The organism is Aeromonas sp. R6-2 (assembly GCF_040908155.1).
GTDB lineage: Bacteria > Pseudomonadota > Gammaproteobacteria > Enterobacterales > Aeromonadaceae > Aeromonas > Aeromonas schubertii.
Genome location: NZ_JBFODE010000038.1, coordinates 12727 through 27646, shown reverse-complemented (window position 1 = coordinate 27646; position 14920 = coordinate 12727). Strand labels below are relative to the sequence as shown.

The window sequence follows — 14920 nt, the reverse complement described above, 5'->3', positions numbered from 1 at the left end:
TTATCATTTGTTGTCATGAAAAAAAGGCTCGGCTACAATGCCGGCTCTTTGCTTCGAGAAGACTCTTGTGATCCCAGCCCATACCCGCGTCAACCCGGCGGCTCCCATTCACCTCGCTTTATTAATCAATATGTTATCCATGGGTAGCATGATGATGGTGATGCCGCTTGGGCCAGACCTGGCCACGGCGCTGGGAATGCCGGCTGAGCAGACCGGTTACTTCAGTGGTGGCGCCACCCTGGGGGCCGCCCTGACAGGGCTCGTGGCCGCGCCCTGGCTGGATCGCTTCAACCGGCGCAGCGCCCTGCTGCTGCTACTGAGCCTGCGCTTCACCCTGCTGATGGCCTGCGCACTGACCTCGAGCCGTGACTGGCTGCTGCCTCTCTTTGTTCTCTCCGGCTGCGTCGCCGGCCCCCTCGGTGCCGTGGTGATGGCCGCCGTGCTGGACTTGGTCCCCCCCGCCGAACGGGGTCGCCGCCTGGCCTATGTGGCCATGGCCTTCTCCCTGGCCGCAATCTTGATCGTGCCCGTGGCCCTGACCCTGGCCCAGTGGTGGGGCTGGCAGAGCCCGTTCCTGCTGCTGGGGGGCTGCGGCCTCCTGCTCGCCCTGCTCGCGGCCCTCTGCTTTCCCTCCCTGCCGGTCCAGCGGGTGGCTGGCAACCGGGTCGGCGAGCTGCTTGGCTCCCCCCTCTGTCAGGGAGCATTGCTGGTGCTGAGCCTGCAGATGTTTGGTCACTTCCTGCTGATCCCCCACTTTGCCGCCTATTTCCAGTTCAATCTTGCCTTCCCCCGCACCGGGATCCCGACCCTCTATCTGTGCGGCGGGCTGGCCAGCATGGCCACCATGCGCCTGTGCGGCCGCTGGATAGACAAAGGCCAGGCCCTGGCCACCAGCCTTGTCACCAGCCTGCTGCTGCTCACCCTGACCTGGGCTGGATTTGCCGCGCCGGTAGGCGTGCCGGTGATCCTGCTCTTTACCCTCTTCATGGCGCTGAGCTCGGCACGCTCGAGCACCACCCTGGCCATCACGGCGGCCATTCCGGCCCCCCATCAGCGCGCCGCCTTCCTCTCCCTGCAGGGGACGGTCACCAATGTGGCGGCCGCTCTGGGCAGCCTGCTCTCGGCCCGCTATCTGGTGTCGCAACCAGAGGGGGCCCTGCAGGGCTTTGCCGAGCTGGCCTGGATCAATATTGCCTGCGGCCTCATGGCCTGCGGCGGTGTCTGGCTCCTCATTCGGGGGCTGACACCCACCCAAGATAACAACAAACCCGAGTCTGGCCGTGCCAGACAAGGAAGTCAGTGAGCCATTGGCCGACTCGGCCACCCCTTTTGTTCATGGAGTTTTTGACAATGCAGCCAGCCGTTTTCCGTCTCAATCCGATCCTTATCGCCTTTGGACTCGCCTCCCTGCCCGCCATGGCGGCGCAGCAAAACAGCGATGAAACCATGGTCATCACCGCGACCCAGACCAAACACACCGAGCTCTCCGCTCCGGCCAGCGTCTCTGTGATCACCCGCGCCGATCTGGATCAGATGAATGCCAACAATATAGGGGATGCCCTCAAGCACGTGACCGGGGTGAACGTGGTCGCGACCAACCCCACCGGCCGCAACGAGATCAAGATCCGCGGCATGGGAGGCGACTACACCCTGCTGCTGGTCAACGGCAAACGGGTCAATGCCCGCGAGACGCTGGGCAGCGCCTATGGTAACGACTTCGATTTGAGCTCCATCCCCATGGCCGCCATCGAACGTATCGAGGTGATTCGTGGCCCCGTCTCCTCCCTCTATGGTGCCGATGCCCTGGGTGGCGTGGTCAACGTCATCCTGCGTCAGGCCAAAGAGACGCCCGAAGCCGCCCTCGGTTACACCCACACCATGCCGACCAAGGGGGATGGCGGCAACGGCAATCGCGGTAGTGCCTATGTATCCGGTGCCCTCATCGAGGACAAACTGCTCGGCAACCTGGTGGTGGAAGGGTACCAGCGGGATCGCTGGCACAGCGATCAATCCAATAACCCGGATGCGGATGCCCTGGAGAAGCGCGAGGTGGTCAACCTGCTCTCCAACCTGAAGTGGCTGGTGACCCCCAACCAGGACATCGACCTGGATCTTGGTTACAACAAGAACGACATGGACAGCTACTTCAACAACGTGCCGCGGGCCCCGACGGCGCCGGCCACTCCCCACAACGTTCAAAAGCTCGATCGCCTGAGCCTGGGCCTCTCCCACACGGGTCGCTGGGAGCATATGGACAGCCGCCTGCGCTACTACTTCGAGCAGACCGATCTGATGGACGACTCCCAGCTCAACGGGGGTGCCGCCGACATTACCCAGAGCAACAACACGGTCGACGGCCAACTGAGTGGCTATCTGGGTGATCACCTGCTCACCGGTGGTGCCGAACTGCGCAAGACCGAGCTCGAGCATAGCCGTAATATCACCAGCGGCAGCGTCGATGCCAGCCAGAGCGCCGTCTATCTGCAAGATGAGTTCGCCCTGGGCGATCTGGCCCTGACCCTGAGCGGTCGCCTCGACCATCACGACACCTATGGCACCGAGTTCAGCCCCCGAGCCTATGCCCTCTACAGCCTGAACGATCAGTGGGTGATCAAGGGGGGCGCCGGCAAGGCGTTCAAGGCACCGACCCTGGCCCAGTCCAGCGAAGGCTTTGCCACCACCGCCTGTCGTGGCGCCTGCAAGGTGGTGGGCAACCCCAACCTCAAGCCCGAGACGGCCGTCAGCTATGAACTGGGGACCGCCTATGAGGCGGATCGCTTCGGTGCCGGTGTCACCGCCTTCCACAACGAGATCGAGGATCTGATCCAGAGCGATCAGTGGGGCCCGGGCTACCGCCCCTCCGTGATGACCTACCTCAACGTGAAGAAGGCCCGCATCAAGGGCCTGGAGCTCAACGGCTGGTTTGATCCCGTCGAGAGTGTCAAGGTCAGCACCAACTGGACCCTGCTCGACTCCGAGGATCGCAGCACGGGTCAGGATCTCATCAAGACTCCGGACTACACAGGCAACCTCATCCTGGCGTGGCAGGTGAGCGATGTGGTCAGCACCCAGCTGGCCTGGCAGTACGTGGGTAGCCAGTACATCAAGGTGCCCATGCGCAACGCCCAGTCCTTCAAGTCCGACAGCTATCAGACGGTAGACGTCAACACCAACTGGAAGGTCACCAAGGCGCTGGACTTCAAACTCGGCATCACCAACCTGACCAACACCAAGCGGGATCAGGTGGCCACCGATGCGGACTTCATCCTGGAAGGCCGTACCGTCTACGCCGGCATCGACTACAAGCTGTAACCCCGAGGGCCCGGGCAACCGGGCCCCTCTCTTGCTATCGACAAATGAAGGAGTCTTCGGGTGCTTAGCCATCACGCTCGCCTGCTCTGGCTGGGACTGGCGCTCGCTCTGCTGCTCTGTGGCCTCTCCCTGGCCACCGGTGCCGGCCTCTATGGTCCCCGTGAGGTCGCCGGCTATCTGCTGGGAGACCCTCTCTTCGTGGCCGACGAGAAGCTGGCCATGATCATCGACACCCTGCGCCTGCCGCGGACCCTCAGCGCCCTGGTGGTGGGGCTGTGCCTCGCGCTGGCCGCCTCTTTGCTACAAAGCGCCACCCGCAACCCCCTGGCCGAGCCCGGCCTGCTCGGGGTCAATGCCGGTGCCGTTCTCGCGCTGGTCATCGGCCTCACCTGGTTTGGGGTCGAATCAGCCTATGGCTACCTGCTCTGGTCCGGCATGGGGGCCCTCGCGGGCAACCTGATTGTGCTGGGTCTGGGCCTCATGGTGGGTCGCGCCCACCCCCTCAAGCTTATTCTGGTCGGGGTGGCCCTCTCGGCCACCTTCGGCGGCCTCTCCAACTATCTGCTGCTCTCCAGCAAGGTCGTGCTGGAGCAGTTTCGCTTCTGGAATCTGGGCTCGCTCAGCGCCTCGACCCTGGAGGGGGTGCTCACCGTCGCCCCCTTCGCTCTCGCCGCCTTGCTGCTGACCCTGCTATTGTGCCGGCCCCTCACCCTGATGCAGATGGGGGATGGCCAGGCCCAGGCACTGGGCATACGGCCAACCCGGGTACGCCTTGGGGTGCTGCTGGCCACCACCCTCTTCACCGCCTGCGCCATCGCCATCGCCGGACCCATCGGCTTTATCGGTTTTCTGGCCGCCTACTGTGCACGCCGGGTGGCGCCGGTGCACCTGGCGCTGCAGATCCGCTTCTCGGCCCTGTTCGGCGTGCTGTTTCTGCTCTCGGCCGACATTCTGGCGCGCTGGCTTGTTCAACCCTTCGAGCTGCCGAGTGGGGTGATCCTGGCCCTTATCGGCGCCCCCGTGCTCATCCTGGTGGTGCGCAGCGGCGGCTTTCGCTCCATGATGACAGTGAAATAAGGGCGCACTCATGCACACCGTTTCCCCTGCCGGCACCCTGCGGCTGCGCCTTGGCACCGGCTCACTCCTGCTCAACCGCCGCGCCTGGCTTGTCACCCTCGGCCTCTTGCTGCTGCTCGTCCTGCTCTGCGCCCTGGCACTGAGCCTGGGCTCGGGGCGACTCACCATGGGAGGGGTCGTTCAGACCCTGCTGGGTCAGGGTAGCCGCCTCGATGAGATCACCGTCTTCAAGATCCGCCTGCCCCGCATCCTGGCGGTGCTGGTGGCAGGCATGGCGATGGGGCTCTCCGGCTGCCTGGTGCAGACCCTGGTGCGCAACCGTCTCGCCACCCCGGACATGATAGGGGTCAACGAGGGAGCGTCGCTGGCCATCATCATCTTCTCTCTCTACCTCACCCTGGGCAGCTGGCCCTGGTGGGCCGCCCCCCTCGGTGCCCTGTTTGCCGCCCTGGTGCTCTATGCCCTGTGCAACAAGCCGGGGGAGCAGGCTTATCTGTTTGTGGTGATCGGCATCGGTGTCTCCGAGCTGATGAACGCCCTGGGCGAATTTATCATGTCCACCCAGCCCCTGGTGCACCTCACCAGCCTCTATCTGTGGAACATGGGGAGCTTCGTGGGACAGGGCTATAGCACAGTGGTGCCGGTGGCCCTGCTGATCCTCATCTTCTGCCCCTGGATCCTTGCCCTCTCCCGGGATCTGGCGGTGCTGCGCCTCGGCCCCGTCACGGCCCAGAGCCTGGGGGTGCGGGTAAACCGGGTCCAGCTGGCCGTGCTGGTGCAAGCCATCATGGTGGCGGCGCTCGGCACCGCCATCGGGGGGCCTGTGGTCTTTATCGCCATGGCGGCGCCCATCCTCGCCTCCTGGCTGACCCGCGATCGCGTGGTTCCCCTCTGGATTGCCGCCCTGTGTGGCGCCCTGCTGCTGCTCGCCAGCGACACCCTGGTGCGGGTGCTGGCCGACCCCCATGAGGTCGCCACCGGCATCATGACCCGTATTCTCGGCGGCCTGCTGCTGCTGATCACCTTGCTTAAAGACCGACAAGGGGCCGACTGATGACCCTCTCCGCGACTCACCTTCACTTTGGTTATGGGCAGACACCCCTGTTCCGCGATCTCTCCTTCACCCTGCCCCGGGGCAAGCTGGTGGGGGTGGTCGGCCCCAACGGAGGAGGGAAATCCACCCTGCTCAAACTACTGGCCGGGCAGATCCGCCCCGATGCCGGAGAGGTAACCCTCAAGGGAAAACCCCTGGCCCACTACGGCCACAAGGCGCTGGCCAGGGAGCTCGCCTACCTGCCCCAACGCCCCCTGGTGCCCGCCGGTATCGAGGTGGAGCAGCTGGTGCAATATGGTCGCCACCCCCACCAGGGGTGGTTCAATCAATGGAGCGAGGAGGATGCGTGCAGGGTACGCTGGGCCTGCAATCAGATGCAGCTGGCGCCCATCTTGCGCCAGAGCGTCGCCTCCCTCTCCGGCGGCCAGGCCCAACGGGTATGGCTCGCCATGGTGCTGGCGCAGAATGCAGATCTCATCTTGCTCGACGAGCCCACCAGCGCCCTGGATATAGGTCACCAGACCGAGGTGATGGAGGCGATCGCCCGGATCACCGCCGAGGGCAAGACGGTGCTCATCGTCATCCACGATCTGGCCACCGCCGCCCGCTACTGCGACGAGTTGATTGCCCTGGGGGACGGCACGATTCAGGCCATGGGCCCCGCCCGTGAGGTGATCACCAAGGGCCTTGTCGACCGCCTCTACCAAACCGATGTGGATATACTGCATGCCCCGGGAGACGGCGCCCCCGTCATAGTGCCGCGCCGCCGGGATGCATCCCCCCGGCGTCAGGCCGGGTAATAAGACACCGCCGTGATGGCGGTTTCTTATTCCTGGAGCAGCAACCAGGTGAGCACGCCCCCCTCCAGGGGGCGCCAGCGCAGGGTGCAATGCCAACCGGCGGGCAGGCTGCCGCTGAGGGGGGTATTCAGAGCGAGGGTGATCTCCCCCTCCCTCAGGCAAAGGCAGCTGGCATCGAGAAAGTCGAAGTAGCGCCCCACCCTGGGGTAGAGGGCCTTGAAGAGGCTCTCCTTGGCCGAGAAGAGCAGGGTCAGAGCGCGGGCCTCCCCCAGGGATGAGCGCGCCAGGCGCCCCCACTCGCCCTCATCGGCAATGACAGGCCACAGGCGCGCGGCCTCTCCCTCATCGAGCCAGGCCTCCATGTCGAGGCCAATGCCGGCCGCACCCGGGCGTACCGCGCACAGGGCCACGCCGACCGAGCCGAGCACGGTGTGGCTGATGCTCCCCTCAAACCCAACAGGCCAGACGGGGGCACGATCCGCACCGATCCCTACCTCATGGCCCGCCATCCCCTGCTCGAGCAGGGCCTGATGCGCCGCGAGCCGGCCCGCCAGATACTCCCCCTGCCGCTTGGGGGTGGCCCGACGCAGTGCCTCGGGCGACGTCATTCCGACCTGGTCCCAGACCGACTGGGTAAAGCGTGAGGGATCGAAGCAGACCCTGTGGCCCCACACCCCGGGGGCCAGCAACACCCGGTCTCGCTCACCGATAAAGCCACTCACCGCCTGCCTCTGCACTGTCACTCTCTCCTGCTCCCGGGGCTCCTGAGTCTGGGGAGAGGAGTGTAACAGCCTGGTACAAGCGTCACCATAAATACAAACCATTACCATTTGCGTTTATGCTATAGTGAGCCGCCCGTTTGACCCCTGTTTTGCCACCATAAGGACATAGCGATGAAGTTTCCCCCCCCTCTGGCAGCCCTGGTGATGCTCCTGTGTGCCCTGCCGACCCAGGCAACCGACAGCCGCCAGGTTACCGATGCCGATGGCACCACCCTGAGCGTGCCCGCTCACCCGACCCGGGTGGTGGTCCTGAGCGAGATCGATCTCGACACGGCGCTCACCCTGGGCGTGCAGCCGGTCGGCACCAGCAACGGACGCGGACAGAACACCTTGCCCCGCTATCTGCTCCCCAAAGCGGGCTCGGGGATCGCCATCGTCGGGGATCTGGATAACCCCAATCTGGAGCGCCTCATCGATCTGGAGCCGGATCTGATCCTGACCGGCCAGACCAAGCCAGAGCTGCTGCAGCTGCTCAACGAGATCGCCCCGACCGTGGTCACCGGCAAGTGGGGCGAGCCCTGGAAAACGGTGTTCGAGCGCAGCGCCAGGGCCCTGGGCCGCGAGGCCGAGGCTGAAGCCTTCCTCAAACGCTATGCCGAGCGCCTCCAGGAGTCCCATACCCGCCTCGCCGCCCACCAGGGTGAGCGCCTGAGCATAGTGCGCTGGAATCCCAAGGGGCCGAGCTATATGCACGGCTCGACCTTTGCCAGCAGCGTGGTCACCGAGATGGGGCTGACCCGTCCTCCCCACCAGATAGGTGACAGGACGCCTCACTCTGCGGCCCTGAGCCTCGAGTCCCTCAACCTGCTCGACGGTGACTGGCTGGTGATCGGCACCCTGAGCACCAGTGGCGATGCGGTCGATGCCATGCGTCAGGCCGAGCAGACCCCCGCCTTCCAGCAGCTGACCGCCATCCGCGGCAAGCGCTTCGCGGCGGTCGATGGCTCCCTGTGGACCTCGGTCGGTGGCCCTCAGGCAGCCCTGCGGGTGATAGAAGACGTGGAGCGACTGCTGACCAAACCCAATGCAGCCCCCCTCACCCGCTGAGCCCGCCCCCAAAAGAGAAAGCCCGCTGTCGCGGGCTTTTTTGTTTTAAGGAAGGGGCAGGGCCTTTCTGTCTATCTTGCCGCTGCCGCCCTTGGGCAGGGTAGGCAGCAGCATGAGGCGGGCCGGCACCATGTAGTAGGGCAAGATGGCCTGCAGCCCCCGGCGCAAGGCGGGGCGGCTCAACGAGACACCGGCTTTGGCCTCCACATACCCCACCAACATGGCCTCGTCCCCCTCCCCCCAGAGACGCACCGCCGCCTCCTGCACCCCGCTCTGGCGCCGCAGGGCCGCCTCTACCTCTCCCAGCTCGATACGAAAGCCGCGCAACTTGACCTGATCGTCACGGCGTCCGAGATAGAGAAAACGATCCGCCCCCAGCCGGCGGACCCGGTCCCCGGTGCGATAGAGGCGACGGCCGGCGTGGGTCAGCTGGGCCGCCTCCCCAAGGTCGGGCCGCTCCCAGTAGCCGTCGAAGAGGGCCTCGCTCTCGATACAGAGCTCCCCCTCCCCCCGCTCGATGGCCGTCCCGCTTTCGTCGATGACCCAGTGGCGATAGCCGGACAGGCTATTGGTCAGGGTCACCTCTCCCGCGGCGCTCGTCACCTCACCGACCATCGACCAGACGGTGGCCTCGGTCGGACCGTAGCAGTGCCACAGGCGCCGGGTGCGCCGGCACAGCTCGGCGGCAAGCCCGGGGTCCAGAGCCTCCCCTCCGCACAGGGCGGTGAGGTTCTCTGTGCCTTGCCAACCCGCCTTGAGCAACATGCGCCAACTGGCGGGGGTCGCCTGCAGCCAGTTGAGACTGGCGTCCCCCTCGAGCAGGGCCAGGATCTTCGTGGGATCCTTGTGCTCCTCGCCGCTGGCCACCGTCAGTCGCCCCCCGCCCCAGAGGGGGCCCAGCATCTCGAGCAGGGAGATATCAAAGGCCGATGTGGTGATAAAGAGCCAGTGACACTCAGGGGTGAGACCGAGGCGCTCGGCAATCGCACTCAGGAAACGGTGCAGGGCGCGGCGGCTTATCACCACCCCCTTGGGCTCGCCGGTGGAGCCCGAGGTGAACATCATGTAGGCCGCCACCCCGTCGTCGACCCGGGGCCAGTGATCCGCACTGCCCAAGCCGGCGCCACTCAGCGCCAGCCTGGGGATGCCCACATCCGGCCCCCCCTCGCCGTCGCACAAGAGGGCCGAGAGACGGGCCCGCCGGGCAATCGTCTCGAGACGCGCCGCCGGGAAGGCGGGATCCAGAGGCACAAAGGTCAGCCCCAGGCGCAAACAGGCAAGAAGGCTTGCCACCAGATCCGGTGAGCGGGTGAGATAGAGGCCCACCCGCTCACCGACCGCCAGCCCCTCGAGCAGCCCCGCTATCTGGCCGACCCGCTCAATGAGCGCCCCATAGCTCAGGGTTTGCCCTCCCATGGTGATGGCCGGGGCGTCGGGGTTTGCCGCGAGGCGAGCCCGCAGGCTGCCGGCCAGATCGGCAGAGGCCTGGGCCCCGCTCACGGCGCTCATGCCATCACCTCTGCCGGGCTCTGGGCCTGCTCGCAGCAATAGGCTACCAGGGCCCTGAGGTTGCCCTCGAAGCGCGCCATCAGCGCCTCGCTCGCGGCCCCGTTGAGCGAGCCCACCTGACGCAGGGTCAGCTCGCCATCGAAGACGCCGCCGTGCAGGCTGATGAGCTCGGGGGGCAGGTTATCGGGATCGGACGGGCGACCCGGCGCCACCGGCAACGGCTGCCAGGGGCTGGCCGCCTCCCGATGGGAGACCCCCAGGTAGTTAAAGAGGATGGGGGCCAGGGGCAGCGTTTTCCCTTCGGGATGGTGGCTTCGCAGCACGTTAAAGCCCACCCCCTTGTCTGGCACCGACCTTAGCAGCCCCTTGATGGCCTGCAGCGACGCCCCCCAGTCGCACCTATCCTGCAAGGCCAGGGGATAGGTGCTGGTAAACCAGCCCACGGTGCGGCTGACATCGAGATCCGGGGCGATTGCCTCACGCCCGTGCCCCTCGAGCATCAGGGTGTGGCGCTCCCCGTATCCCAGCTCGCGCAGGGTGCGCATCAGGGCGGCGAGCAGCAGCTCGGCCACCCGGCTCTCGAAGGGGCGATTTGCCTCGTCGATGAGACGAGCCGTGGTCTGCCTGTCCAGCCGCAGCAAGGCGGCGGCCGCTCGCCCGTCCACGGCGCGCGCCGCCAACAGGGGGGCCGAGGCGGGCAGCAGCTGGGCACGCCAGAAGGGGAGCTGCTCTGCCGCCTGCGCCGTGTAGGCGGTAAGCCCCTCGCCCCACTGGCGATAGCTGCTCCCCTTCTCCCCCAGCGGCTCGCCACGGCCGAGGCGGGCCAGATCGTCGACCAGGATGCGCCAGGAGACGGCGTCAGTCACCAGGTGGTGCAGGGCCATGAAGAGCCCCTCGACCCGCTCTCCTTCCACGAGCAGGTTGTGCACGCGCGCCCAGGCCAGGGTGTGACCGCTGGTAGGATCGAACCCCTGTTGCAGGGCGGTGAGCCGTCCCTGCAGGGCCGCGTCATCGAGCCCGGCGGCATCGATGCGGTGCAGAGGGGGCAAGGGCAGCACCTTGAGGTAGTTCTGCCCCCGGGGCGTCACCGCCAGGCGCAGGGCATCGTGGTGATCGCGCAGGGCACGAAGCAGCCCCATGAGCCGGTCATCCTCGATGCCGGCCGGCAGGCGCACTATCACCCCCTGGTTCCAGTGCTCGGCGCGCTCATACCCCTGCTCGAAGAACCAGTGCTGAATGGGATGCAGGGGGAAGGCCCCCTCGAGCAGCCCCTGCTCGCTGCGAGCCTGGGCCCGGGAGGTACCGAGCAGGCGGCAGAGGCGGCGCACCGTCTTGGCCTCGAACACCTCCTTGACGCTGCAGTGCAGCCCCGCCTCCCGCAGCCGGGTGGTAAGGGCAATGCTCAGGATGGAGTCGCCCCCCAGGCGGAAGAAGTCATCCTCCACCCCGAGCGGTTGCTTGAGCACCGCCTGCCAGATCCCGAGCACCTGACGCTCGAGCGCCGAGTCCGGCTCGGCGCGGCTCTCCTGCCACTCGATGGGGGGCAGGCGGCGCAGATCCAGCTTGCCGTTGGGGGTCAGGGGCATGCTCTCCAGCCAACACAGACGCGCCGGCACCATGTACTCGGGCAGCAAAGTGCCCGCCTGTTGCAGCAGGGCCTCAGGGTCGGGGGTCTCGCCCCCTTGCTGCGTGGCATAGGCCACCAGGCGCCCCTGCATCACCACCACCTTGATTTGGCCGATGGCCGGGCAGAGCTCGGCCAGACGACTCTCTATCTCGCCGGGCTCGATGCGATAGCCTCTTAGCTTGATCTGCTCATCGAGGCGACCCAGATACTCATACTCCCCATCCCGGCGCAGCCGCGCCCGATCCCCGGTGCGATAGAGGCGCACCTCGCTCCCCGCCAGGGTGCAGGTGATGAAGGCCTCCTTGGTGCGCTCGGGCAGGTTGAGGTAGCCCCGAGCCAGCCCAAGGCCCGCCAGACAGAGCTCTCCCGGCACGCCGGCAGGCACGGGGTGACCCGTTTCATCGAGGATCACAGCCCCGACCCCCTGCACCGGACGCCCGATGGTGATGGGCTCACCGGGGCGAAGCCGGGTCGAGAGGGCCGTCACCGTGCACTCGGTCGGGCCATACATGTTGTGCAGGGCCACCCGGTCGCCCCAGCGCTCGACCAGGCGCTCGGGGCACGCCTCGCCCCCCACACCGATGGCACGGACAGCGCCGAGACTCGCGGGGGGAGCCAGGTTGGCCAGCAGGGCGGTGGGCAGGATCAGGTGGCTGACGCCACGGGCAATGGCCTCTTCGATCACCCCTTCGCCGGGCTCGGCGAAGTGCAGGGCGGCGCCGCAATAGAGGGGAAGCAGGGTGGTCATGTTGCCCGCATCGAACGAGAGAGACATGCAGTTGAGCATGGCGCCCTCCGGCGCCAGCTCGAGGCGCGCCTGGTGATCTCTCATCAGATTGAGCAGGGCCCCCTGCTCCACCATGACCCCCTTGGGCAGGCCAGTGGTACCCGAGGTGTAGATGATCTGGGCCAGCATGCCAGCGTCGCGGGGGCTGTGCGGGGGCTCGGCACCCTGCGGGCTCGGCTCGTGCAACGCCAGCTCGCCCAGCGGCTGGTAGGCGATGCCCCGACGCTCGCACGCCTCGCCAAGGCGCGGGTCGGGAGCGCCCCCCAGCACCAGGGGAATGGCCGCATCCGAGATAAGATGGGCGAGGCGCTCGGCAGGATAGGCGGGATCGAGCGGCACATAGGCCGCGCCGGCCTTCCAGCAGGCGAGCAGGGCCACCACGAAGGCCGACTCGCGCCGGGCCTGAATGCCGACGGCCGCCCCCGCGTTCACCCCGCGGGCTTGCAGCCAGTGGGCCAGCCGGTTGGCCCTGTGCTCCAGCTCGGCATAGGTCAGGGCGCCATCGTGGTCGCACACCGCCACCCCCAGGGGGCGCCGGCGTGCCCCCTGCTCTATGTGGCAGAGCAGGGTGTCGCGGCTCGGGTATTCCTTGGGCAGGGTGGCCAGCTCGGCGCCAACGCGCGCCTCTAGCCCCTCCTCCAGCGGCAGCTGCCACACCGAGCTCTCCGGCGCCTCGAGCACCGCCTCCATCAGGTGCAACAGGCGATCGGCATAGGCCTCTATGGTCTCGCGCTCGAACAGGGCGGTGGCAAACAGCCAGTCCACCCTGACCGACTCCATCAGCTCGGTCACCTTGACCGAGATGTCGGTCTTGGCGGGGAGCACGGGGGAGGTCTCCTCCACCATGCGGCAACCCGGGATGAGATCGTCAAAATCCACCTTGGCCTGATAGACCAGCATGATCTGGAAGATGGGGTTGATAGCGGTGGTGCGATCGGCGCCGATCGCCTCGGCCAGCGCCTCGAAGCGGTAGAGCTGGTGATCGAAGGCCGCCAGATCCTCCTCCCGGCACTGCTGCAGGTAGTCGATAAAGCTCGGGTTCCCCTCGATGCGGGTCCTCAGCACCAGGGTGTTGACGAAAAAGCCCACCAGAGACTCTATCTCGTGGCGCTCCCGATAGGCGAGCGGGGTGCCTATCACCAGCTCCCGCTCGGCGCTCTGGCGCACCATCAGCAGGGCGAAGAGGGCATGCAGGCCGATGAAGCTGGAGGTGTTGTGACGCTGACACAGACGCTTGAAGCGGGCCCAGAGCCCGTTGTCTATGGTCGAGAAGACCAGCTCGCCGCCGCTCTCCTGATGGGCGGGCCTGGGCTTATCCAGAGGCAGCCCGTGCACCTCGGGGCTTCCCTGCAGCCGCTCGACCCAGAAGGGGCGAAACTCGGCGTGGTAGTCGAGAAAGCGGGGGGAGTTAAACCAGTGGGCATAATCGAGATAGTTGAGGGCCAGCGGCGCCGGGGCATGGGCCTGTCCGGCCTGGAAGGCGAGGAAGGCCGGCTTGAGGTCGGCAAAGAGGTTTTTGACCGACCAGCCGTCGGAGATGATGTGATGCTGGGTGATAAGCAGCACATGCTCCCGGGGCTGCACCCGGATCAGGTGCACCCGGGTCAGATCCCCCCGGGTGAGGGAGAAGGGACGCTCGATCTCCTCGCGCACCCGCCGCGCCACATAGGCCTCGCGCTCGGCCACGGAACGCTCGCTCACCTCCTCTATGGTCAGGGTGAAGGGGGTGTGGGGCAGGATCTCCTGACGGCCCCGCCCCGCCTCGTCACGCACGAAGCGGGTACGCAGGCTGGGGTGACGGGCAAACAGGCTGTCGAAAGCAAACTCCAGCGCCGCCGTGTCGAGCTCACCACGCACCCGGAAGTAGACCGGCATGTTGTAAAGGTGCGAGCTCTCCTCGTACTGCTCGATAAACCAGAGCCCGCTCTGGGAGGAGGAGAGCGGCCCCACCGCCAACCCCTGCGCCTCGATGGGGGCCTCAAAGGCCGCACGGGCACTCAGGCAGCGCACCAGCGCCTCCTTGTGCTCGCGGATGAGGGCGCCGATGGCGGGGGTGAGTGCCTCCTTGCTCGACTGGGAGACCAGTTGCCCCTTCTCGTTGAGGGCCAGCTTCACCCCCTGACGTTCCAGCTGCTTGAGCAGCCCTATCATGTTGTTCATCGTGTCTCTCCGGGGTCAGGCGCCGAGGGTGGCGCCACCGTCGACCACCAGGTCTTGTAGTGTTATATGGCTGGCCAGGTCCGAGGCCAGGAAGAGGACGGCGGCGGCGACTTCCGCCGTGTTCGCCAGCTTGGCCAAGGGGATCCCCAGCTTGAACTGCTCCGGCAAGCCGGCGATGGTGCGGCTCAGCGCCCCCTCATCGGGCAGCATGCCCCGCAGCATAGGGGTATCGGTCGACCCCGGTGAGACCAGGTTGACCCGCACCCCGAAGGGGGCGAGCTCCAGCCCGGCGGTCCGGGTCAGGCTGCTTACCGCCGCCTTGGAGGCGCAGTAGGCGGCCATCTGCATGCGCGGCACATGGGCCGCGTTGGAGCTCACCGTCACTATGCTGCCCCGCCCCTGCCCCTTGAAGTGAGGGGTGACGACGCGCAGCAGGGAGAAGACGGCCCCCGCATTGACCCCCATGCAGTCGTGCCAATCCTCATCGCTGAGGTGCTCGAGACTCCCCAGGCGCAGCACGCCGGCGGCGTTGACCAGCACATCGAGCCCCTCCTCGAGGAGCTTGGCGGCGCAGCGGCTGAGCGCGGCCCCGTCACGCAGATCGAGCTCGCACACCCCGTAGGCGTAAGGGGGCTCGGGGAAGTGGAGATCGAGCCCCACCACAGTGGCCCCCGCCGCCACAAACTGTTCGGCCACGGCGCGACCTATGCCGCGCCCCGCCCCCGTCACCCAGACCCGCTTGCCGTCAAAGTGCCATCTCATCTC

At 66.7% G+C, this 14920-nt stretch carries 9 protein-coding genes and 1 pseudogene; 6 read left to right on the top strand and 4 right to left on the bottom strand.

Annotated elements, in window-relative coordinates:
* The first annotated feature begins 37 nt into the window (after positions 1 to 37).
* The 5 genes from AB5Y48_RS09910 to AB5Y48_RS09890 are packed head-to-tail and all read left to right on the top strand — an operon-like array spanning position 38 to position 6243.
* A complete protein-coding gene (locus AB5Y48_RS09910) occupies positions 38 to 1303 on the top strand; it encodes an MFS transporter (RefSeq protein ID WP_317986307.1) in 1266 nt (421 codons plus the stop codon).
* A 41-nt stretch (positions 1304 to 1344) separates the two neighbouring features.
* Positions 1345 to 3312, top strand: a complete 1968-nt coding sequence (locus AB5Y48_RS09905) for a siderophore amonabactin TonB-dependent receptor (RefSeq protein WP_368164305.1) — start codon at positions 1345 to 1347, stop codon at positions 3310 to 3312.
* A 60-nt stretch (positions 3313 to 3372) separates the two neighbouring features.
* Positions 3373 to 4389 carry an iron ABC transporter permease gene (locus AB5Y48_RS09900; RefSeq protein WP_224163389.1) on the top strand — a complete coding sequence of 339 codons (1017 nt, stop codon included), beginning with the start codon at positions 3373 to 3375 and terminating at the stop codon, positions 4387 to 4389.
* Positions 4390 to 4399: 10 nt separating this feature from the next.
* The gene (locus tag AB5Y48_RS09895; protein ID WP_224160691.1) at positions 4400 to 5443 is read left to right on the top strand and encodes an iron chelate uptake ABC transporter family permease subunit; all 1044 of its coding nucleotides are present in this window, start codon (positions 4400 to 4402) and stop codon (positions 5441 to 5443) included.
* On the top strand, positions 5443 to 6243 hold the full coding sequence (locus AB5Y48_RS09890; protein ID WP_224160692.1) for an ABC transporter ATP-binding protein: 801 nt from the start codon (positions 5443 to 5445) through the stop codon (positions 6241 to 6243). The genes AB5Y48_RS09895 and AB5Y48_RS09890 overlap by 1 nt, the downstream gene beginning before the upstream one ends.
* Before the next feature lie 26 nt (positions 6244 to 6269).
* Here the strand turns inward: AB5Y48_RS09890 and AB5Y48_RS09885 are convergent, their stop codons facing one another.
* On the bottom strand, positions 6270 to 6986 hold the full coding sequence (locus AB5Y48_RS09885) for a 4'-phosphopantetheinyl transferase superfamily protein (RefSeq protein WP_317986309.1): 717 nt from the start codon (positions 6984 to 6986) through the stop codon (positions 6270 to 6272).
* 150 nt (positions 6987 to 7136) lie between these two features.
* Here AB5Y48_RS09885 and AB5Y48_RS09880 point away from each other — a divergent pair, with 150 nt between their 5' ends.
* Positions 7137 to 8072, top strand: coding sequence for an ABC transporter substrate-binding protein (locus tag AB5Y48_RS09880; protein WP_224160693.1), 936 nt, complete (start codon positions 7137 to 7139; stop codon positions 8070 to 8072).
* A gap of 45 nt (positions 8073 to 8117) precedes the next feature.
* On the opposite strand, the gene AB5Y48_RS09875 is transcribed toward AB5Y48_RS09880, so the two are convergent.
* The 3 genes and pseudogenes from AB5Y48_RS09875 to dhbA form a co-directional block, all read right to left on the bottom strand.
* Entirely contained in the window at positions 8118 to 9581 is a 1464-nt protein-coding gene (locus tag AB5Y48_RS09875) for an AMP-binding protein (protein WP_368164304.1), read from the bottom strand.
* A gap of 32 nt (positions 9582 to 9613) precedes the next feature.
* Positions 9614 to 14155 (bottom strand): annotated as a pseudogene (locus tag AB5Y48_RS09870) (amino acid adenylation domain-containing protein); the annotation flags it as partial.
* Between the two features lie 15 nt (positions 14156 to 14170).
* Positions 14171 to 14917 carry a 2,3-dihydro-2,3-dihydroxybenzoate dehydrogenase gene (gene dhbA / locus AB5Y48_RS09865; protein ID WP_368164303.1) on the bottom strand — a complete coding sequence of 249 codons (747 nt, stop codon included), beginning with the start codon at positions 14915 to 14917 and terminating at the stop codon, positions 14171 to 14173.
* Positions 14918 to 14920 lie beyond the last annotated feature (3 nt).

Bases quoted from the DNA above. Each gene is read 5' to 3' on its own strand.
- dhbA (WP_368164303.1), bottom strand. From the start codon at position 14,917: ATGAGATGGCACTTTGACGGCAAGCGGGTCTGGGTGACGGGGGCGGGG.
- AB5Y48_RS09880 (WP_224160693.1), top strand. From the start codon at position 7,137: ATGAAGTTTCCCCCCCCTCTGGCAGCCCTGGTGATGCTCCTGTGTGCC.
- AB5Y48_RS09875 (WP_368164304.1), bottom strand. From the start codon at position 9,581: ATGAGCGCCGTGAGCGGGGCCCAGGCCTCTGCCGATCTGGCCGGCAGC.
- AB5Y48_RS09890 (WP_224160692.1), top strand. From the start codon at position 5,443: ATGACCCTCTCCGCGACTCACCTTCACTTTGGTTATGGGCAGACACCC.
- AB5Y48_RS09910 (WP_317986307.1), top strand. From the start codon at position 38: ATGCCGGCTCTTTGCTTCGAGAAGACTCTTGTGATCCCAGCCCATACC.
- AB5Y48_RS09895 (WP_224160691.1), top strand. From the start codon at position 4,400: ATGCACACCGTTTCCCCTGCCGGCACCCTGCGGCTGCGCCTTGGCACC.